14 protein-coding genes and 1 pseudogene are annotated in these 22,192 nt (G+C 57.6%); 5 read left to right on the top strand and 10 right to left on the bottom strand.

Annotation, left to right across the window (positions count from 1 at the left end):
- Positions 1 to 103 precede the first annotated feature (103 nt).
- From ACM6I0_RS10215 to ACM6I0_RS10225, 3 genes are read left to right on the top strand one after another with little or no spacing between them, the layout of a single operon-like run.
- A complete protein-coding gene (locus ACM6I0_RS10215) occupies positions 104 to 1,825 on the top strand; it encodes a type I secretion system permease/ATPase (protein ID WP_414922196.1) in 1,722 nt (573 codons plus the stop codon).
- Positions 1,818 to 3,188, top strand: a complete 1,371-nt coding sequence (locus ACM6I0_RS10220) for an HlyD family type I secretion periplasmic adaptor subunit (RefSeq protein ID WP_414922197.1) — start codon at positions 1,818 to 1,820, stop codon at positions 3,186 to 3,188. Before ACM6I0_RS10215 ends, ACM6I0_RS10220 begins: the two co-directional genes overlap by 8 nt.
- Before the next feature lie 2 nt (positions 3,189 to 3,190).
- Complete coding sequence (locus ACM6I0_RS10225; protein ID WP_414922198.1) at positions 3,191 to 4,540, top strand: TolC family outer membrane protein; 1,350 nt, start codon at positions 3,191 to 3,193, stop codon at positions 4,538 to 4,540.
- A 556-nt stretch (positions 4,541 to 5,096) separates the two neighbouring features.
- Here ACM6I0_RS10225 and ACM6I0_RS10230 read toward each other — a convergent pair.
- From ACM6I0_RS10230 to ACM6I0_RS10275, 10 genes and pseudogenes are all read right to left on the bottom strand, one after another.
- Positions 5,097 to 10,712 carry a putative Ig domain-containing protein gene (locus tag ACM6I0_RS10230; protein WP_414922199.1) on the bottom strand — a complete coding sequence of 1,872 codons (5,616 nt, stop codon included), beginning with the start codon at positions 10,710 to 10,712 and terminating at the stop codon, positions 5,097 to 5,099.
- 1,285 nt (positions 10,713 to 11,997) lie between these two features.
- Positions 11,998 to 12,246: a hypothetical protein gene (locus ACM6I0_RS10235; protein ID WP_414922200.1), complete on the bottom strand. Its 249-nt coding sequence runs from the start codon at positions 12,244 to 12,246 to the stop codon at positions 11,998 to 12,000.
- Between the two features lie 336 nt (positions 12,247 to 12,582).
- Positions 12,583 to 13,620, bottom strand: a complete 1,038-nt coding sequence (locus tag ACM6I0_RS10240; RefSeq protein ID WP_414922538.1) for a GGDEF domain-containing protein — start codon at positions 13,618 to 13,620, stop codon at positions 12,583 to 12,585.
- Positions 13,621 to 13,828: 208 nt separating this feature from the next.
- Positions 13,829 to 13,975: pseudogene (locus tag ACM6I0_RS10245) on the bottom strand (DNA binding protein); the annotation flags it as partial.
- A gap of 157 nt (positions 13,976 to 14,132) precedes the next feature.
- Complete coding sequence (locus ACM6I0_RS10250; RefSeq protein WP_414922201.1) at positions 14,133 to 15,518, bottom strand: GntP family permease; 1,386 nt, start codon at positions 15,516 to 15,518, stop codon at positions 14,133 to 14,135.
- Between the two features lie 295 nt (positions 15,519 to 15,813).
- Positions 15,814 to 16,659, bottom strand: coding sequence for an amidohydrolase family protein (locus ACM6I0_RS10255; RefSeq protein ID WP_414922202.1), 846 nt, complete (start codon positions 16,657 to 16,659; stop codon positions 15,814 to 15,816).
- A 28-nt stretch (positions 16,660 to 16,687) separates the two neighbouring features.
- A complete protein-coding gene (locus ACM6I0_RS10260; RefSeq protein ID WP_285434878.1) occupies positions 16,688 to 17,977 on the bottom strand; it encodes an MFS transporter in 1,290 nt (429 codons plus the stop codon).
- A gap of 135 nt (positions 17,978 to 18,112) precedes the next feature.
- Positions 18,113 to 18,844 (bottom strand): GntR family transcriptional regulator, encoded by a 732-nt coding sequence (locus ACM6I0_RS10265; protein ID WP_285434879.1) that lies wholly within the window; start codon positions 18,842 to 18,844, stop codon positions 18,113 to 18,115.
- Between the two features lie 218 nt (positions 18,845 to 19,062).
- Positions 19,063 to 20,433, bottom strand: coding sequence for a heavy metal sensor histidine kinase (locus ACM6I0_RS10270; protein WP_285435050.1), 1,371 nt, complete (start codon positions 20,431 to 20,433; stop codon positions 19,063 to 19,065).
- Positions 20,430 to 21,101: a heavy metal response regulator transcription factor gene (locus tag ACM6I0_RS10275; RefSeq protein ID WP_285434881.1), complete on the bottom strand. Its 672-nt coding sequence runs from the start codon at positions 21,099 to 21,101 to the stop codon at positions 20,430 to 20,432. The genes ACM6I0_RS10270 and ACM6I0_RS10275 overlap by 4 nt, the downstream gene beginning before the upstream one ends.
- Positions 21,102 to 21,251: 150 nt before the next feature.
- On the opposite strand from ACM6I0_RS10275, the gene ACM6I0_RS10280 reads away from it, so the two are divergent.
- Entirely contained in the window at positions 21,252 to 21,755 is a 504-nt protein-coding gene (locus ACM6I0_RS10280; protein WP_285434882.1) for a GlcG/HbpS family heme-binding protein, read from the top strand.
- 10 nt (positions 21,756 to 21,765) lie between these two features.
- Positions 21,766 to 22,176 (top strand): hydroxyisourate hydrolase, encoded by a 411-nt coding sequence (uraH, locus tag ACM6I0_RS10285; RefSeq protein WP_285434884.1) that lies wholly within the window; start codon positions 21,766 to 21,768, stop codon positions 22,174 to 22,176.
- Positions 22,177 to 22,192 lie beyond the last annotated feature (16 nt).

Below are 22,192 nucleotides of genomic sequence, written 5' to 3' on the forward strand. Positions count from 1 at the left end.
GATGGCGGCACGTCAGACTAAATTTAGTGTTTCGTCTCTTTTGGCAAAGCGCTCGCGATGGATTGCGTCCTGGACCGACTAATCCTTATACGAGCGATTTTCCATGGGTTTGCTTCTTGATCCGCGTCATGAAATTGATGCCGCTTTACTCAGCTATCGCCGGGTCTTCTGGTCGTTGGCGCTGTTCAGCGGCGTGATCAACCTGCTGGTGCTGGTGCCGTCGCTCTACATGATGCAGGTGTACGACCGGGTTCTCACCAGCCGCAACGAAACCACCTTGGTCATGCTCACCTTGATCGCCCTCGGACTGTTCATGTTCAGTGCGCTGATCGAGTGGGTACGCGGCGAGGTGATGATTCGCATGAGCGCGGGGCTGGACGATGCCTTGGGCGAGCGAATTTTCGACGCTGCCTTCGCCCGCAGCCTGCGCGAGCACAACGCCAACCCGGCGCAGGTACTGATCGATCTGGCGACGCTGCGGCAGTTGATCACCGGCCAGGGCCTGATTGCGTTGCTCGATGCACCGTGGTTGCCGATCTTTCTGCTGGTGGCGTTCATCTTTCATCCCTGGTTCGGCGTGCTGACGCTGGTGCTGGCCCTGGTGCTGATCGGTCTGGCACTGTGGGGCGAGCTGGCGACTCGAGCGCGTCTGGGCGAAGCCAATCGACTGAGCGTGCAGTCGTCGATTTACGTCAACAGCACGTTCCAGAATGCCGAGGTCATCCAGGCCTTGGGCATGCTTGGGCCATTGCGCCAGCGCTGGAGTCTGCTGCAGCAACGCATCGTTGCCGCTCAGGCACATGCCAGCGACCGTAGCGCGCGTATCACTTCGGCGACCCGTTTCGTGCGCATCTCCGGGCAATCGCTGGCCCTGGGCCTGGGCGCGCTGCTGGTGCTCGAAGGCCAGTTGTCGGCGGGCATGATGATCGCGATGTCGCTGCTATTGGGGCGCGCCCTGGCTCCCGTGGAAATCGCCATTGGCTCGTGGAAGCAATTCAACTCTGGCCGCCAGAGTTACCAGCGCCTGAGCCAACTCCTTGCCCAGCACCCGCGCGACCGTCTGCGCATGCCGTTGCCGCCCCCCACCGGCGCGGTGCGTCTGGAGCAGGTGCATGTTGGCCCGCCCGGAGCCTTGCAACCGATCCTGCGCGGAATCAATTTCAGTCTGGTCAAAGGCGACGTGCTCGCCGTCGTCGGCCCCAGCGCCAGCGGTAAATCCACGCTGGCCAGGGCGCTGGTCGGCGTCTGGCCGGCCATGGGCGGATCGGTGCGCCTCGATGACGCGGAGATCAGTCAATGGTCTCACGACGCCTTGGGCCCGTACCTCGGCTACCTGCCGCAGGACATCGAACTGTTCGACGGCAGTGTGGCTGACAATATTGCCCGCTTCGGTGAACAGGACGCGGACAAGATCATCGCCGCCGGCCGTCACGCGGGCATTCACGAAATGATCCTGAGGTTCCCCAAGGGTTACGACACACCGCTGGGCCCCGGCGGGCTTGGATTGTCTGGCGGACAGAAACAGCGCATCGGCCTGGCTCGCGCACTCTACGGGCTACCGTCGCTGATCGTGCTCGATGAGCCCAACTCCAATCTCGATGAAGCCGGAGAAGTGGCACTGGTTCAGGCCATCAGTGCGCTCAAGTCTGCTGGCAGCACCGTGGTGCTGATTACCCATCGGCCTAATGTGCTGGCGGTGGTCGATCACATTCTGGTGCTCAAGGACGGCACTCAACACGCATTCGGTCCACGGGACCGGGTGCTCAAGGCATTGATCCCGGGGCCAAAACCGGCAGCGGTCAAGGAGACAGGCGAAGATGCATGATCTGACCCCCGGAAAACAAACGTACAGCGAGCAGAGGCCGAGCGTACGCGGCAACGCAACACCGCCCGGCGCCAACACCGACGCGGGGAGTGCGGCACGTTATGGCGTGGGATTTCTGTTCCTGGCGCTCGGTGGTTTCCTGCTTTGGGCGTGTCTGGCGCCGCTCGACCAGGGTGTCGTGGGCAGCGGCACCGTGGTCGTGGCGGGTGAACGCAAAGCGGTGCAGTCATTGGTCGGCGGCGTGGTGGAAAAACTGCTGGTCAGCGACGGCGACCGCGTCACCCAGGGGCAGTTGCTGGTGCAGCTCAACACGGTGCAAGCACAGTCACAACTGGACGTGACCCGGGGCAAGCTGCTCAACGATCGCAGCGTCGAGGCCCGGTTGATTGCCGAGCGCCTGGGCTCAGCCGAGATCCAATGGCCCGCTGAACTGCTGGAACACGCCGAGGAGCCGAGGGTCAAGGCCGCCATGGCGTTGCAGAGCCAGTTGTTTGTGACCCGTCGTGCAGAACTGGGCAGCCGTTTGCAAATCATTGAACACGAAGCCGCCGCGTTGCAGCAGCAATTGCTCGGCTATGAAGGCGTCAAACGCAACTACGACACGCAGATGCGCTTCCAGCAGCAGGAGCTGGAAGGCCTGCGTGATTTGGCGCGCGAGGGCTACGTGCCGCGCAATAAACTTTTCGAGGCCGAGCGCAACGCCGCCCAATTGGCCGGGCAGATTGCCTCCGGCGTGGGCGATGTCGGCAGGACTCGGCAGTCGATCAACGAAAGTCGGCTCAAGGCCTTGCAGGCGCAACAGGAGTTTCGCCGCGATGCCGAAATCCAGCTCAGCGAAGTTTCTGCCGAGGCGTCAGGTTTTGCCGACCAGATCCATGCTTTTCAGTTTGAAGTCGACAACGGTGCGATCCGGGCGCCCGCTTCCGGGCAGGTCATGGACGTGAGCATTCATACGGTCGGCGGCGTTGCGCAGGCCGGTCAAACCCTGATGCAGGTGGTGCCGCTGGATGCGCCGATGGCGATTACCGCGCGTTTCGAGCCGTTGATGGCCAACAAGTTGCGTCCGGGGTTGCCGGTGCATGTGCATTTCACGGCGCTGCAACGGGTGGATACGCCGACGGTCACGGGCACGGTCTCTACGGTGTCGGCAGACCAGTTGATCAATGAACAGACCCACCAGCCGTACTTTTCCGCCAAGGTCGAAATTCCCGCCGATACCGTGGCCTCGCTGCAGGCCGCTGGCCTGCTGGTGCGCCCCGGCATGCTGGCTGATGTGACGGTGGTCACCGGGGAGCGCACCTTGATGAACTACCTGATGAAACCCTTACGCGAACGCTTGCTCGCAGCCTTCAAAGAGGAATGAGCATGACCGTACGGTTCCGTTATAGCGCCCGCCTGTTGCTGAGTCTGTGCACCGGTTGGGGCGCGATCAGTTCTGCCTGTGCGACCCAGGAGGCCCTGAGCCTGACCGCCGCGTACGATGCCTCGCGCATCAACGACCCGACTGTGCAATCGGCCGCCCATGCCTATGATGCGTCGACGCATGAAGAGGCGATTGGCCGCGGTGGCCTCTATCCGCAAGTGTCGCTGACGTCGCGTTATGGATACGGCGGTCGTACCGATGGCGGCAGCGACAGCAGCTATGTCAACAGTAACGATTACCAGGCGAACAACGTCACACTGGCGGCGCAACAACCGCTCTACGACAAAGGGCGCTGGGCGGCGTATCAGGAGGGCAAGGCGCGGGGGCAGTTGGGTTCGCAGTTATTCGACGTTGCCGGCCAGACCCTATATGACAGGGTTGCCAAAAGCTATTTCGATGTCGCCCGGGCCGAGAACGAGATCAAGTTGATCGCCCAGCAAAAGACCGCCATCAATGGGTTGGTGACGCAAAGCAAAAAACTGTATCAAGGCGGGCAGGGCGCAATCACCGATATCGATGAAGCCCAAGCGCGGCTCGATCTCGTCGAAGCCCAGGAAGCTGAAGCCCAGGCTCGCCGCGTGGCGGCGCTTCGTGCGTTGTCCGGTCGTGCCAGCGTGGCCATCGAAGACATCCAGTTGATGCGCGAAGAGCTGCCCACCGGCAACCCGATTCCGCCGGAACGGGATTTGACGTACTGGACAGCGATTGCCCGTGATGCCAACCCCGAGCTGGCAGCCCGGCTGGCGGCCGTGAAAGTCGCCGAAGCGCAGGCCGACAGTCAGCGCGCCGGGCATTATCCAACATTGTCGCTGACCACCCAGCTCAGCCGCCGGGAAACCAGTCAGTATCAGGAGCAAGACCCGCGCCAGGACTCGTATTACGTGGGGGTTCAGTTGGAAATTCCGTTGTATCGCGGCGGTGCGGTGCGCGCCTCGGTGGCGAAGGCCGAAGCGCAAGTGGCCGGTGCCCAGTCCGACTACGACGTGCAACGCCAACAATTGACCGAGGACATTGAGACTGACTATCTGGGCGTCGTGGCCGGATTCGCCAAAAGCAAGGCGATGCTGCGGGCGGTCGAGTCCAATCAGCGAGCACTGACTTCGACGGAAAAGGGTTTCCAGGGGGGAGTGCGGTCAACGGTGGATATTCTTGATGCACAGCAGCGGGTGTTCCAGGCGCGCCGAGATTTGCTCAACACCAAGCTCGACATGCTGCAAAGCTATGTCAGCCTGCACACCCACACCGGCCAGATGAACCGAGCGGTACTGGAACAGGTGCAAAATCTGTTCTGAGGAATGAAGCGGGGGGAGAGATTGACGCCGGTCTGCGACCCTAATCCTCTGAAAACGGGCTTGCTCACGAAGACGGTGGGTCAGCTTGTATCCACGCTGGATGTGCCGCCGTCATCGCGAGCAGGCTCACTCCCACATTTTGATCTGTGGTTGTCCTCGATTTCCCGAGCGCAGCAAACCCCTGTGGGAGCGAGCCTGCTGGCGATAGCGGTGGGTCAGCTTGCATCCACGCTGGATGTGCCGCCGTCATCGCGAGCAGGCTCACTCCCACATTTTGATTTGTGGCTGTCCTCGATTTTTCGAGCGCTGCAACCCCCTGTGGGAGCGGGCTTGCTCGCGATAGCGGTGGGTCAGCTTGTATCCATGCTGGATGTGCCGCCGTCATCGCGAGCAGGCTCACTCCCACATTTTGATCTGTGGTTGTCCTCGATTTCCCGAACGCTGCAACCCCCTGTGGGAGCGAGCTTGCTCGCGATAGCGGTGGGTCAGTCAGCATCCATGCTGGATTGGCCACCGTCATCGCGGGCCGGCTCGCTCCCTCCGGTTGTGGATTGACTCAGGCGGTGAAATCGCTGGCGTGCAGATCCTTGACGCCTACCAGTTGAATTTCGAACTCGGGGGTGGCGTCGGCGTTGACGCTGCCGTAGAGAATGCCGTCGGCAAAGCGCAGTTGGCCGGTGGCGTTGGCTGGGTCGAAGGCGTTGCTGCCGATGAAGGTAAAGGCGTCAACAGCGGCGGTCAGCGGGTTGGCGTCCAGTCCGGTGAAATCCAGATGGTCGCCCTCGATGCTCTTGAAGCCGTTGATCACATCGCGTGAAGCACCGACGCCCATGTCCGACAGCGCACCAAATGCATAGGTGTCCGCGCCAGTGCCGCCGGTGAGAGTGTCGGTGCCTGCACCGCCGATCAACCGGTCATCGCCCGAACCACCCACCAACGTATCGTTGCCCGCACCACCGTTCAGAACGTTCGCGGCGCTGTTGCCCAACAGATTGTCGGCGTAGGCACTTCCCGTCAGGTTTTCGAAGAACTTCAAGGTGTCGAGCCCGGAGCCCCCGGTGTCTTGTTGCGCTGACGTCGAGAGGCTGACGGTAACGCCAGACAGGGCGCGTTCAAAAGACACGGTGTCATTACCCTCGCGCCCGTCCAGCACATTGTTGCCGGCTCCGGCGAACAGCGTGTTGTCCAGCGCGTTGCCCGTGCCATTGGCGGCGCCGGGGCTATCGATGTACAGATTCTCGATGTTGGCGCCGAGGGTATAGGCCGCCAAGCTGCTGTGTACGCTGTCGATCCCTCCCGGCACTGCATTGCTGTTGGTCTCGATCACGGTGTCGTTGGCGTTGTCGACATAGTAAGTGTCGTTGCCATCGCCGCCACTCATGCTGTCGGCCCCTGCGGCACCATTGAGCACGTTGGCGGCGGCATTGCCGGTGATGAAGTTGCGCAGCTCATTGCCGGTGCCGTTGATGTCCGACACACCGGTGAGTACCAGATTTTCTAGATTGGCACCCAGGGTCCAGCTGACCGAGGCTTGCACCGTATCGATCTGCGAAGGCGAGGCGTTGGTTTCCACCACGCTGTCGGCCGCGTTGTCGACCACATAGATGTCGTTGCCATCGCCACCGGTCATGGAGTCGGCGCCCAGGTCGCCATCCAGTGTGTCGTTGCCCGAGCTGCCCACCAGGGTATCGGCCTGGTCGGTGCCGGAGATCATCCCGCCCTGGTTCTGAGCGTTGTCGAAAATATCCTGCACGCTGTTGTTGTCGTTGGCATTGCCTTGAAAACCAAGGTCACCGGCGATGTAGTCGGCCAGGCGCTGGCCAACGATTTCCGCCGATTCCTCGTGCAGGTGCCAGACGTCATCGGGATACACCAGCGGATCGACTTCATAACGCAAGGGCAGGTCGGTGTAGTCCACCGCCAGCTTGACGTCGGTGCGCTCGGCGGCGATCTCCTCCTGGACGGCGCGGACATAGCCAACCCCTTCGACGATCGAAGCAATCTTTTCTGCCGAATAACCCCGGGCACTCGCCGCATCCTCTTGGTAGTGGCCGGTTTCCATCATGTACACGCTGAAGTTGCCGAACTGGGCATGCAGGTAATCAAACACGTTCATGGTCGCGGCCTTGTAGGCTGCGGCTGCCGCTGTTTTGTCCGTGGCGCGGCCGATCTCCTGGGCGGCTTCCTCGCCCTGGCCCCAAATGATGCCCATGGTGACGTTATCGATCGATTTCAGTTCAGTGAGCTGGTCCCCCAGCAAGGCGACGGCACGCAACAGCGCAGGCCCGGGTTGGTTGGTGTCGGTCAACCACCAGCACAAATTGAGCTCCTCGGCGCCCATGGTCGACAGGCCGTTGACCGTGCTACCACCCACCGCGATGTCGATGCCATTGCCATCGGCATCGGTGAATTGGCTGCGCACGTCGTAGGTGGTGTAGCGGTCCAGGTCGTTGACCAGCATCGAGGTGCCGGACTGATTGTCGTCCTCCGTCATGCGCAGCAAGCGCGCGTTGGATTGGCCGAGGGTGGGCAGGTAGAGAATGTCTTGTTGCGCGCGCTCGCCGAACACGAAGTCGCTGGCGGTCAGGGTGTTGAGGTAGTTGCCGTTGAGGGCGATTTCAAAACGGTTGCCATCGGCATCCGCATCGGCTGACTTGACGTAGGTCTTGTCGCCGGCCGCATTGAGGGTCATGTACAGCGTGTGATTGCTGCCATCGCCGAGACCGAGAAAGCCCAGGCCCGACACATCGATCTTGTCGACGCCTGCGGTGAAGTCGTAAATCGTGTCGGTGGCCGTAATGCCGCCGGCGTCGTAGTCGCGATAGCTGTCGAGCGAGTTGCTGTAGCGGAAGGTATCGGCCCCGTCGCCGCCGTACAGCGAATCGCGACCGGCACCGCCGTCGATGATGTCCGCGCCGGCACCGGCCTTGATCGTGTCGTTGCCACCGAGGCCGAGGATCAGGTCCGCGCCCGCCGTGCCGTTAAGCGTATCGGCGTTACTGGTGCCGGCGATGGTGTTGGCCGGTGCATCGGCCACCGCCAGGGCGAAGCTGTCGCTGACCGAGGCGCCAGAAGGATCGGTGGCCTTGACCAGTACGTTGTAGTTGCCGGACGCCGTGCTGATCGGCGTTCCGGTGAACGTCAGGCTGGTGGCGTTGAAACTCAGCCAGCCGGGCAGGGCGCTGCCATCGGCGAGGGTCGCGGAATAGACCAACGTATCCTGATTGGCGTCGGTGAAGCTGTCATGGGTCACGGTGTAGTTGAACGGCGTGCTTTCGGTGGCGTTCTGGTCGAGCAGGGGAATGGCCACCACCGGCGCTGCGTTGCTCGGAGTGTTCTGGTCGGCGAAAACAAAATGACTCGCCGTCAGGCTGCTCACCAGGTTGCCCGCCAGCGACAATTCAAAACGGTTGCCGTTGGCGTCGGCGGTGAGGTCCTTGAGGTAGGTGCGGTTGCTCGATGCGCTGTAGGTGACTTGCAGCGTGCCGTTCAGGCCGTTGCCCAGGCCCGTGTAGCCGAGCGTCGATACATCGATCTTGTCCGCTGTCACGTCGAAATCGAGGATCTGGTCACTGACGCTGGTGGAGCTGGTGCGGTAACTGTCGAGTGTTGAGGTGTAGCGGAACACATCGGCACCCGCGCCGCCGGTGAGCTTATCCGCCCCGGCGCCACCGACCAGGATGTCGTTGCCCGCGCCGCCATTAAGCGTGTCGTTACCGGCGCCACCGAACAGTTGTTCGTTGGCAGCGGTGCCGGTCAGCGTGTCGTTGTTCGGCGTGCCATTGATCACCGTGGGTGAGGCGGGAACATCCTGCACGGCGAGGGTAAAGCTGTCGCTGACTGTGGCGTTGCTGCCGTCACTTGCAGTGACCTGGATGGAGTAAGTGCCCGATGCGGTGTCGCTGGGTGTGCCGCTGAGCGTGCGAGTGGCTGCGTCGAATGTCAGCCAGCCGGGCAGGGCGCTGCCATCGGCCAGTTTGGCGGTGTAGCTGAGGCTGTCGTTATCCGGATCGGTGAAGCTGGTGGCCGGTACTACGTAGCTGAATGGCGTGTTTTCGGTCGCGTTCTGATCCAGCAACGGTGCCGCCAGCACGGGCGCCTGATTGGTCGCAGACGCGGTGGCGAAGACGAAGTTGGCGCCGGTCAATTTGTCGAGGTAGTTGCCGTCCAGCGTCACTTCGAAGCGATTGCCATCGGCGTCGGCATTCAGTGATTTGATGTACGTCTTGGTGCCGGCACTGTTGAGCGCCAGGTACACGGTGTTGTTCTTGCCATCCCCAAGGCCGGTAAAACCGATGGCCGAGAGGTCGATCTTGTCGGCGCTGATATCAAAATCGGTGATCACGTCGCTAAGGTTGGCGCCACCGGTGTTGTAGTTGCGGTAACTGTCCAGGCGACTGGAGAACACAAACGTGTCCGCTCCGGCGCCACCGGAAAGGCTGTCCATGCCGGCACCGCCGTCGAGCTTGTCATCGCCCGCGCCACCACTGAGGTTGTCGTTACCCGCCAGGCCAAGCAACGTGTCGGCCGAATCGCTGCCCAGCAATGAGTCGCTGGCGCTGGTGCCGGTGACTACCCGATTGAAGATGAAATTACTGGCGGTCAGGGTGCTGGTGAGGTTGCCCGAGAGAATCAACTCGAAGCGATTGCCGCTGGCGTCGGCGTCGTAGTCCTTGATGTAGGTGCGGTCGTTGCTGGCGCTGTAGCTGACCTGCAGGGTGCCGCCACGGCCATTGCCCAGTCCGGTGAAACCGAGACCGGCGAGGTCGATCTTGTCCTGGGTGACGTCGAAGTCTGTCACGGTGTCATCGAAGCTGGCGGTTGCGTTGCGGTAGCTGTCGGACTGAGCGGCAAAACGGAACGTATCGGCGCCGGTCCCACCGGTGAGTTTGTCGATGCCGGCACCGCCGACCAGAATGTCGCTACCGGCCCCGCCATTGATGATGTCGTTGCCGGCACCGCCGTAGAAAATCTCGCTGTCAGCACTGCCCAACAGGGTGTCGTTGCCAGCCGTGCCTTGCACGGTGGTCATCGGCACCGTGTCGCTGACGTAGCTGCCGTCGCCATAGACCAGCGTGGCACTCTTGCTGGTGTGACTGATGGTGTTGCCGATGATGGCGTTGCGATCGGTGCCATCTTCATTGCGCTCAGCAACACCGTAGGTCGACAGGTTGCTGCCGCTGATGATGTTGCCCTGGATGGTGTTGTCGCTGCCGTTGAAGTACTTGCCGGACACGCCCAGGGTGTCGTCGTAGGACTGGAGAATGATCTCCGGTACCGGGTTGCCCAGGGAGTTGTTGTTGAGCGTGTTGTCGATGATCTCGACGTGGTTGCTGCCGTAGATGCGGACACCGGCGCTGGCATTGTCATGAATGTCGAGGCCGCTGACGGTGACATCGCTGGACAGTTTGATCAGCACCCCTTCGGCGCCGTTGCCGTACACCTCGCCACCGGTAATGGTGATGTTGCTGGGGGAGGGGATGTTCTCGCTACCACGTTGCACCACAATGCCATTGCCGCCGTTGTTGTAGGCGACGTTATTGGTCAGGGTAAAGTCGTGAGTGCTGGTGACGACGTTGAAACCATGCCGGTCGTTGTCGTAGGCGACGTTGTTTTCAAAGGTGCTGTCGCTCAAAAAGTCAGCGACGAAGCCGTCCAGGCCATTGCCGTGGGACACGCTGTTCTTGATGACCATGTTGACGGTCTGCTCGTGGGGATCGAAACCGTACCCGGAGCAATCCTTGATCTCGACACTGTCGAGGGTGACGTTGGAATCGTAGCCTTCTTTACCAGGAATAAAGCCATTGAACCAACCGTCGATCTTGCCCGTGGTGCTATCGCGGTTGCCATCGATGGTGAGGTTGCTGATGCCGAAATCGTGGGTTTCCTCGCCATAGGCGGAGCGGATAACCCCCGTAATCTTGGTGTCGGAGCCATCAGCGACTTTGACGTTGGTGGCGCCCATGCCGTCGCCGTACAGGTAGACGTTGCTCTTGAGCATCAGGCAGCCGTCGGAGGGTTCCACACCTCCCGAAACGATATAGGTGCCGGTCGGCATATACACCTGTCCGCCGCCTGCGGCGGCGGCCGCATCAATTGCGTTTTGTATCGCCGCCGTGTCGTCTGTGAGGCCATCTCCTTTGGCGCCAAAATTTTGTACGTTAAAAATCATGAGCTTATCTCCGTATCAGGCTTAAATCGCAGCAGATGCCAATATTCCATCGACGACCACTGTGTTATGACCCAGAGACACGCAAAAGTTTTGACCGCGCATCGGAGAAGCGTCAAAAAACCGATATTACTGATCAGCGGTTGTGAAGTATTTTTACGCATTAACTTTATTTTGACGCTTTTTCAGTAAGCGGAATACGCTGAAACGAGGGCGACCGCGTGAGCTTTGACTTGAGTTCATAAAGCTATGAGGCAGTTCAAGGGGAGGGAGGATGGGAGATAGAGGCGGGCATACAAATCGGTGACAAGGTCTGATGTTGGTTTGCTTTGAAAGTATTAGAGCATTAGCTCTACTAAATGGAGGTTTAGTTGAGCTGTACTTTTTGAGCGATGAATTTGCGCCTTGGACAGATCTGAAGACTGATTTGCAATCAACGGCGTTGCTAAAATAGGCGTCATCGCAGGCAGTGGAGCTTGGAGCTATCTTGATTTCAAAGGCGTCGATCCCGAACATTCTGAAAATCAGTTTTCCGAATTGTTAATCACCGTGGATTTCACCGTGTTTTTGACCAAGGCCAATTCTTGAGCAGCGACATTGTCTTTTTGCATTAATCCATTCAAAGCGGAAACTGATAATGAATCCGTCGCAGCGGGGATTTTCGTGGCTGTTGCAAAATGATTGTCCGTGAAATCCCTGTACCAACGCCAAGTTGAACGTAGCAGATTTCACACAGCAGCGTGCGCGAAGACGGACCTGAGAGATTAGTAAAGCCACAAAGAACAGTCACTCACCAAAACATCTTTATTAAGCTGATGAAATAGCGAGCTCGGGTTTGGTGAACGACCACGTCAATAAGACTGACATTTGAAGCCTGCAAGGAAACGCGCCGGCTTGGTCAGTGAAGTTTTCATACCGGAACCAGAATGAACGGATGATGGAGCATCAACGCAGGCCAACCGTTCAGATTAGAGTACGAAAGCGCTTTATTGAGGTGGGGACGAAACCATCGTTCAACAGATTTATTCCCGAGCGCTTTGACAGGAAGATCTGCGCGCAACCGGGCTCAATTGGAAATATCATGTTACGTGTAATGTATATTATGTTAAATTATGTGTCTGGATGGAAGCGGATGAGCGACTGATACTTCGGTGGCCATTCCAGTAGCCCCAAGGTTTGGTTACGCAGGATGTTTTCCCTCAGGCTAGTCTGAAACTCAGACCCTCCGTGCTCATCGACGGTCATGTGCAAATCGGTGCAGTGATTAAACAGGCGCTCGTACAAGAGGTTATTCACGCTCTTGATGAAGGACTGCTCCTCCATCCTTGTGCACGCGGCCTTTGTCCACGACCGTGAAATAAAGCTTCAGGGGCAGCTCGGATAGATCTAGCAGAATTTTCCGACGGCGATCCGAATCCTTGGCTTTGAGCTTGCTGGACTTGATCTCACCCGTTTGAAAGTGCTGTAAGCGCAGCGTTTCTGCACGCTCGTAGACCCCCGGCAGGTTTTTCTCTGTGATGATGATCGAGCAAATCACAAAGAAGCCTGAGCTTCCCGATTTCGACGTATCTAGGTCATGATTGCCGGACTCAGATCGGATAGACGAGCTCACTGAAGCCTGGAGTAGCGAACAGCGCGGCAGCCTCGAAGGCAAATGAGGAAGCCATAAAATGCTTCGCTGAACCAGTACATCAGGCTGGGACACATGACCAGAAGGCGCGTGATCGAGCCGGGCTTAAGCCCGAAGGAGCGACCTCTCCATTGACGTAGCTTCACACCACAGCTTAGCTATGGCTGCCATTCGGAATGAACGCGAATCTAATCACCCTACCCTGTCGGGCTTTGTGATTGCAGCTAGAGCCCAACGCCAGTTTCAGGCCACTCGGTTGCGCCCGCTGCGCTTGGCTAGATAGAGCGCATCATCGGCACGAGTCAGAAGGCTTTCCACATCGTCACCAGCTTTGGCGAGGGCGACACCAAAGGACGCAGTTACCGTGTCTAACACTTCATCCGTGCCACGAACCTTGATCCGCAGCGCCTGAATTTTTAGGCGCAGCTGCTCAGCAAATGTGTGAGCACTGGTGAGATCAAAACACTCTTGCAGGACTACACAAAACTCTTCACCACCATAGCGTGCCGCCGAGGCCTTAGGCGGGATTGAGTTCCGTAACACCTGACCAACATGCTCAAGTACGCGGTCACCCAAAGGATGACCATACCGGTCATTGAACTGCTTGAAATGATCGATATCCAACATGACCAATACCACCCCATGAGGAGCTTTGGTCAATGCATGCTCCAGTGCGCGAGTGAAGGTAGCTCGGTTTAACACCTTAGTCAGACCATCCAAAGAGGCTGCCAGTTGGGCTCGCTCGAGTTTGTCTCTCAGGCTCTTAATTTCATTTTGTGCTGAGTGCAACTGGGAGAGGAAAAGCTCTTGCTGTTCCTGCATGAGCTGGGTGCTCTGTTGCAGTTCGCTTAGAATGGCGGGCAACCTCTGGTCAACCGGCTCCGCGAGCATTTCCATGCATTGGCCAAGACTGGTTTGAAAGTTGGAACTGCCATTCACGCTACGGGAGACATTACGCTCCATGTCGTCAACCAGATTGATCGCTTGTTGTTGACCTGCCCTCGCCTCCTCCAATTCGTCACGAATGATGTAGTCGCGAAAAAGCTTCGTAGCGGATTCTGGAGGGAAACAGTCGAAGTCTTTGACCACCCTGTCCAGATGGCGATTAAGCTCTGGCTCCTGACCTTTGCTGTAGGTGTACCAGAGAGCATAGTGGACGGGATTTGGTGGAATATTGTGACGCACCATCAGTGGTACAGCCTGCTTCAGCAGAGCCGCCGCCTCGCGGGAGTCCTCTGGATACAGCGTTAGGGCAGTCGCACGTGTCTCTGATTGGCTCATAACGTCACTATGGTTGGTTTTTTTATTGGCATATATGAAGTCGGGGTGCAGCATATCCTTACGTACAGCAAGCAGCCATACATAAGTCCATGAGCAAAACGTCGAGCGTTCCTGTCGATTACGAAATTCCCCCAAGCATTTGGTAGCTGAGCTCGACAGCTGCAAATAAAAAGGGCCCTTTTGGGCCCTTTTTGTACTCAAACAGGTATCACTTGCTCAGCCAGGACTCGACAGTGGCGGAGCCGTATTTCGCTCTCCACTCTTTCAAAATTTTATGGTTGTCGCCTTTGGTTTCGAAGACTTCGCCGGTGTGAGGATTTTTATAGACCTTAAACATGCGTGGCTTACGGGTGCCAACACTTTAGGGTTATAGCCGAATAAAACGCTCCATGCTTACCACCGAACACTGAGCATTCAAGTTCGATGGTAAAACACCCTGTAGAACGTAACTCTATCTCCCACCCTCGACTAACTCGCTCGGGCAGGGTTACTGCCTGGGAACAGATCCTGACTCAAGTCACCGTGACAGCCGCATTCAACATCAACACCACAATCAAACCGACCACGGCTACGATGGATTGAACCACTGAAATGGTCTTGGTGGCTTCGCCCATAGTCATGCCGAAGGATTCCTTTACCATCCAGAAGCCCGCATGGTTGGCATAGTTGAAGAACAGCGAGCCGCAGCCTATGGACAAGGCAAGCAGAGGCAGGTTGAGGCTGGGATCAGCACCTGCAAGCGGCGCCAGCAAGCCAGCAGCACCAACGATACCTACGGTGGCAGAACCGGTAGATACCGAGAGCAACATCGCGATCAACCAACCCAAGATCAGCGGAGGGAACGCAGACTGCTGAGTCAGGTGCACAATGGCATCGCCCACCTTGGCGCTGGTCAGCAGCTCCTGAAAAGCACCACCGCCGGCGATGATCATGATGATTGAGGCGATTGGCTTGAGGCTCTTGCCCAGGGAGTCGCGCAATTGCCCCGCATCGCCGCCCCGTGCGAGTACCAGACTTGCCCCTGCGAACAGCACGCCCAGGAGCATGGCTATCAGGGGATTGCCCAGGAAACTAGCTATTTTCAGGATCGCATTGTCCTTGGGTAATACCATCTCAGCGACGGCATGAATCAGCATCAGGATCGCCGGTAGCAAGGCTGCCAGCACGCCAAGGCATATGCTGGTGCTTGGTTGATCGTCGGCTTTTTCAGCCAGGGTGAACTGATCCAGCAGAACCTGATCGGGCCGAGTGCTCATGCGCGGCGAAATGAATGCGCCATAAAGCGGGCCGCCTAAAATCATTGCAGGAATAGCCGCAAGGAAGCCATAGAGCATTGTGGGCCCAACCGAGGTTTTGAGCGCGGCGATGGCCGTCAAGGGGCCAGGGTGCGGCGGTACCATCCCGTGCATGGCTGCAAGTGCCGCAATCACCGGAACACCCACATACACATACGCTGAACCTTTGAAGCGAGCCTGGCTTTCCAGCTTTCGCGCCACGCTGAATATCAGCGGCAGCATGATCACCAAGCCCACTTCGAAAAACATGGGAATGCCAATTACAAATGCAACCATCATCATGGCCCAAGGAATCATCCGATCCGATGTTCGCTTGAGGATGACCTCGGCGATCTGCTCTGTGACGCCTGCGTCAGCAAGAATTTTGCCTAGCATCGCTCCAAGCGCGATTACGACCCCTACTGCCCCCAGTGTCTTTCCGGCGCCGGTGATCAAGTGGGAGACGATGGTTTCTGGCTCCATACTGGTTGCAAAGCCAACGCCAACGGAAACTACTAGCAGGGCCAGGAGCGGGTGCATTTTGAGACGCGACACGATGAGCGCCACCAGCACCAGGACGCTCACCAATGCGGTCAGTAAGAGGTCTACATCTAAGGGAGTCATGAATGGATCTCGGTTGGGCTGGCGCTCAAACTGCACTCAGATTTGAAAGAGAAGTTTGAAACCGTAACGCCTGTCGGCGCACGCGATAAACCAAACATCGTTTGGGGGCTTTTAACTTCGGCATTGGATGACGTGTTCATGGAAACCACTCTCTTGTAATTGGAATAGCTGCTATTACGCAGAACTTCTCGATGCGGCACGAGAGGTTTGACTGCAACGTCGCATTTCGAACGTTCTGTATGTATTCGTTTAAATGGGTGAGATGAATGGTCATCGGCAAATGCAGGCGTAAGTTTCAGCTTTCGCCTTTTGCAAAACCGAATAACCTTCGAGGGACTTGCACCAGCAACGAATAGCTAACCTGCGTCGAACACTCCAGGGCTTGCAACTGATCGACTACGGTGCTGAAACCGATGCTTTGCTCATGCTGCGTATGCGGCCAGTCGCTGCCCCACACCAACTGGCGAAGGCCGAAACTTTGTTCCAGCAGCGGTAATGCCATTCGAGCGAAATTGATGTTCTGTTGCGGCGTACCTCCCAAACGATAGATTCCCGATACCTTCATCCAGATCGAACCTTTCGATCCCAACTCCAGTAACTCGCAAAACCCGGGCTGTTCGACGCCCGAATTGGCATCCGGCCGACCAAAGTGATCAATCACCAACTTCAAACCGAACGGCGTCAATTGATGGATCAGTCCCGGCAGATCCTTTACCTCCCGATGCAACTCGACATGCCAGTCAAGATCAGCAATGTGGCTGAAAAACTCTCTCCAGGCACTGTTACGAAAATCAGGTAACGCCTTACCCATCAGGTTCAAGCGAACCCCGACCACGCCCATCTGATCCATGTCATTCAACATGGCGCGACTGACGCCTGGCTCCAGCACAACCACGCCTCGCAACTGCTGCGGCGCTTGCTTCAACGCCGCCAGCAGGTAGCTGTTGTCGGTGCCGAGAAAGCTCGGTTGCACCAATACGCCATGACTCAGACCATGAGCGTGCAAGTGCGTCAGATACTGCTCAAGCGTGGCGTCGTAATCAGGGGTATAGCGCCGTGCACCGACCAGACATAGATCACGGCTAAACACATGAGCATGGGAGTCGATGCCGGTGATCGGCGTAGAACAGGTGTCAGTCATAGCGTTCATCTATAGAAGGTAAAGGGCATCAGGCCCGCGCACTCTCGTTGCCGTTGACCGTTGCTGGCACCGATGCACTCGAAGCTTCGAGGCTGCGTCCACGGGTTTCCGGCAGACAAAGTGCCGCAATCACCGCCACGCCATAGGCAATCCCGGCGTCGATACCAATCGCAGACCCAAGCGACATGGAGTCGCTCATGTGACCGACCAGGAACGGGAACACCGCGGAAAGCACTCGGCCAAAGTTGTAGCAGAAGCCCACACCGGCACCGCGTACATCCGCCGGGTACAGCTCGTTGAACAGTGCGCCAAGGCTCGCGGGAATACCGGCCGCGAAAAAGCCGAGCGGGAACCCCAGGAACAGCATCTGGGTATTGGTTAGCGGTAGGAACACATAACTCTGCACAGTGACGACACAGCAAAGCGCAAACAGCACGATGTTTTTGCGTCGGCCAATACGGTCAATCAAAAAACCGCTGACTACACACCCACACCAGAACGCGAAGATGATCACCGCCAGGTAGCCGCCCGAGTTCAGCACGGACAAGTTGCGCTCGGTCTTGAGGAACGTCGGCAGCCAGGTCATCACCGCGTGATAACCACCGTGTGCACCGAGCCCCAACAGACCACCGAACAGCGTTACGCGGATCAACTCGGGGCGGAAGATGCCTGCCAAGGATTTGAAGAAACTTTGCGGGATGGCGTTTTCTTTTTGCAGACGCTGGAAGCTGTCCGGTTCCTCGACGTTGCGACGAACCCAGATAATCAGGAACGACGGTAGCAGCCCGACCAGGAACATCACGCGCCACGCCATGTCCTGGGGCACGAAGGTGTAAATCAGCGTAAACACCCCGACCGCCAGCCCCCAACCCACGGCCCAAGCGCTTTGGACAGTGCCCATCACTTTGCCGCGATACTGCGGATTGATGGTTTCGGCCATCAAGACCGCACCGGCTGCCCACTCGCCGCCGATACCAAAACCCTGGAGCGCCTTGACGATCAAGAGCTGGTTAAAGCCGGTGACAAACGCGGAGAGAAAGGTAAAAAAGGAGAACCACAAAATCATCCACTGCAGCGTACGCACCCGGCCGTAGCGGTCGGACAACGTCCCCCCTACCCAGCCACCGATAGCTGAAGTGACCAGAGTCACTCCGCTGATCAGCCCCGCGTCTCCCTTGGTCAGAGCAAAGGCGGCGATCAACGCTGGAATCGCCAGGCCAAACATTTGTACTTCCAGTGCGTCGAGCGACCATCCGCCGAAGCAGGCCCAAAACGTTTTGCGCTCCCGAGGAGTGATTTGGCGATACCAGCTGAACATGATTCTTATCCTTATAAGTGGAACGGGAGGCAGCCGAGAACAAACCGCGCCGCTACGGGCCAGTCGTGGTAATCAAAACAATGAAATCAGCAACGACCGAGTCGTCGCTGAGCGATCCGCTATCCAGGCAAGGGCTTAGCGGATGTCCACGCTGTAGCGGAAATGCTCGGCATGTCCGCGAGAGCGTCGCCACTCCAGCGGAGTTCCGGCGTAATCACGCGCCAGGCGCTCAATTACTACTACAGGGCTGTTGATCGGGACTTGCAGCAATCGCGCGTGCACCTCATTCACCGATTCGGCGGTGAGCGTTTCTTCGGCAGACGCGACGACCTGGCCGCAAACTTCTTCGTAGATCGGATAAAGCAGTGGCCCTTTGCGGCTCAGGTCGATCTCCAGCAGCGGCTGGAAGCGGTTGCGCGGCAGCCAGATTTCTTCAGCAAGTACCGGCTTAACATCCAGCAGACGTACGCGAACAATGCGGATCACTGGTGCGTCGGCAGGCAAGCCTAACGCCTGGGCCACCGCCGAGGGCGCAGCGACCGGCTCGATCGACAGGATACGACTCTCCGGCACCTGGCGTTCGCCGGCAGCGGTCTGAAAACGGAAGAAGCGAAACAGCGAAGATTGAAACTGCGGCCGGCGAATGAAAGTGCCTCGGCCTTGCTGACGTTCCAGGATGCCCTCACTGACCAGCGCGTCGACCGCTTTGCGCACAGTGCCAGTGGACAGTTGGTATTCCGCGGAAAGCGTGGCTTCGGTGGGAATGGCTTCTCCCGGACGCCAGCGATTGTTGGCGATTTGCTCTGCCAAGTGGTCACGCAGGCGTTGGTAAAGCGGCAGGCGAACATCACTGGAGAGAGCATTCATAGACTTTATTCACCTTGTTATCTATTCATCTATATGAATCTTGTGGCGAGTATTTCCTCAGACGACTTGGCTGTCAAGAAGAGGCACGGCCTCTTGCTGACGAATGGTGAGCCATCGCCCGGTAAGCCTACGTCAAGCCAGCTCTGTGATTCGCAATGTCGACTGTCCCAATCCCTTCAAAACCAAGCAGATTTTCCTGCGGTGAAATGCCATTAATTTCAGGCTTCTCTAATTAGAAACTCCAAGTGAAAGCTCGTACCGGCTTCAGTGCTATCAACGGATACGCTACCGCCATGCAGTAGCATAATTGAGCGGACAATAGCCAATCCCAAACCACCAGAGTCATCGGGCTGATTACGTGATGGGTCGCACCGGTAAAAGCGCTCAAACAATCTCGGCAGATGCTCTGCAGCAATTGGCTCGCACTGGTTGCGCACGGTGATTTCGAATCTGTCCTTCGAAATCTTGCTGGTGACCGTCACTGCAGACGCGGAATTGCCATAGCGCAGTGCATTCGCCAGCAGGTTAGCCAATGCTCGACGAATCAAGGCTGGATCACCCAGCAACTGACCTTGTGCCTGGTTTATCAGTTGCACATTTCGCTCTTGCGCCACCCCTTCGAAATACTCACATAGTTGCTCAATCAGATCGTGCAGGTTGATTGGCTCAAATTCCACGCGAGCGTTGGGTTGCTCGGTGCGAGCGAGAAACAACATGCTGTCTATCATTCGCGCCAACCTTTCATACTCTTCCTGATTGGAAACCAGCAAGTTCTGATAGTCCTCGATAGAGCGACTGCGCCTCAGGGTTTGCTGGGTATGTCCCATCAGGTTGCCGAGTGGGGTTCGCATCTCATGGGCGAGGTCTTCCGAGAAACGTGAAAGCTGGGCGAATCCGTCTTCAAGGCGTGCCAGCATCTGGTTGAGCGCACTACAGAGCAATTTCAGCTCATTCAGTTCATTGAATTCATCCAGCCGTAAATGCAGATTCTGCACATCAATCCCGGCAGCGCGCTTGGCCAACAGGCGCACGGGGCGCAAGCCTCGCTGACTCACCCACCAGCCTAATGCGAAAGCCAGCAGCGCGCCGACCGACATGGCCAGCCAGAGTTTGAGGCGGTAAGCCCCCATCATCTGGTCGCGCTCGCCCAATAACTTGCCGGCGATCAGGGTCAAGCGTCGATCACCCTGCACAACATTCCGCCAGGCGAGCCGCACTGACTCCGAAGGGTGACCATCACCGAGGCGAGGCTCTGGTGCAGCCGGCAAATTTGGCAAGGTCATATGCACTGGGTTGATTTCGATCAGCACCTTACGGTTGTCATCGACGATCCATAGCAGATTGTCGCGATTGCCCAGCATGTTTTCGTAAAGCTTGGGCCGACCTTGCAATTGCTCGATGCTATCGCTATCGCTGATCAACGCCTGCATTCGTTCCAGGCGCCCCAGCAATGCCTGGTCATCGCGCCAGGCAATCTCCCGCTGTAGCGATTGATAAAGGTAAAAACCAATGGAGCCCAATAACACTAAGCTGACCAGTGCGAACATGATGGCCAGGCGCAGGCTCAGGGTGCGCGGAAATAGTTTCAGGATTGCACCTCGAGCATGTAACCGATGCCACGCACTGTGTGAATCAACTTCAGCGCGTAAGGATCGTCAACCTTGGCCCGCAGTCGACGGATAGCGACATCCACCACATTGGTGTCACTGTCGAAGTTCATCTGCCAGATCTGGGAGGCAATCAACGAACGCGATAACACCTCCCCTTCACGACTGAGCAGCAGATGCAGTAACGCGAACTCCTTGTTGGTCAAGGTAAGGCGCTCGCCATTGCGCGTTACCTTGCGTCGCAGCAAATCCAGGCTCAGGTCACCAGCGACAAAATGCTCAACCTCGCGAGGCGGGCCACGGCGCAGCAAAGTGCGAACGCGTGCCAGCAACTCGGCATAGGAAAAGGGTTTCACCAGATAATCATCGGCCCCCAACTCCAGTCCTTTGACCCGATCATCCACCGAATCGCGTGCGGACAGGAACAGCACTGGGGTTTGCCACTTACGCCGGATGATTTGCAGCAATTGCCAGCCGTCCAACCCAGGCAGCATGACATCCAGAATGATCAGGTCGAACTCACTCTCCTGTGCCAAATGCTGGCCATCCAGCCCGTCAAGGGCGATCTCCACCACATAACCCGATTCAGTCAGGGCTTTGCGCAGGTAATCCGCCATTTTCGTTTCATCTTCAACCACCAGGATACGCATTCTTTCCTCCACGACTGGAGCACAGGCTAGCCCGCTTCGCTGATTTCTCACATTACATATTGGTAATCAGGCGGCAATCATCCTGACGGGGTGGGCTGGTCATGATGTCTGGCAATGACTCATACAGACTCAACTCACCAAGGAAACAGCATGCGTACAAGCCTATCGACTTCATTGCTGATGACACTCGCAATGAGTTCTGCGTTCGCCGTTGCAGGCCCGGATCAAGTTGCTCAGCGCAAGGACGTGTCACTTGCAATGGCCAACGATTTGCTGACTGCCGCGCTGACAGCCTGCCACGCCGATGGCCGCACAGCCGTTGCCGCAGTGGTTGACCGTGGCGGCAATCTGGTTGCCGTGCAACGCGATGACAATGTCGGCCCGCACAACACGTTAGCCGCGCAACGCAAAGCCTATACCGCCCTGTCGACGAAGACTTCGACGCGACTCTTGGCGGAGCGTGCGCGCAGTACTCCCGATGCTGAGAACCTCAATACCGTTGCGGAATTGTTGCTGCTGGGTGGAGGCGTGCCATTGAAGTTCGATGACCAGATCATCGGCGCCATCGGTGTGGCCGGTGCGGGTGGCGCTGCAAACGATGAAGGTTGTGCAGAGGTCGCCATCAACAAAGTTCTACCTGTCGTTAAAAACTAAGGACATCACCATGAATGTATTGAAAAGCTTATTCGCTGGCGCTGTATTGAGTGCCCTTTCAACTCTTGCATCAGCGGCCGCAAATCCATTGAGCGTGCATGTACTGAACTTGCAAGATGGCCTCCCCTCCCCTGGTGTCACTGTCACGTTGGAAAAACAGGATGGGAAAAACTGGGACATGCTCAACAGCGCGGCAACCAACGAGCAAGGTCGTATCCCCGGTCTGTATCCGGAAGGTCGTGGTCTGGAGAAAGGTACCTACCGTGTCACCTTCAAGACTGGTGAGTGGTTCAAGGCGCACAAAACGTCCAGTTTCTTTCCGGAGGTACCCGTCATTTTTGAGGTGGACGGTACCGTTCCTCACTATCACATCCCGCTGCTTCTCAGTCCTTACGGTTTCTCCACATACCGAGGGAATTGATGGGTAAGCAATATCA

The organism is Pseudomonas sp. IT-P294 (genome assembly GCF_949767865.1).
Classification (GTDB): domain Bacteria; phylum Pseudomonadota; class Gammaproteobacteria; order Pseudomonadales; family Pseudomonadaceae; genus Aquipseudomonas.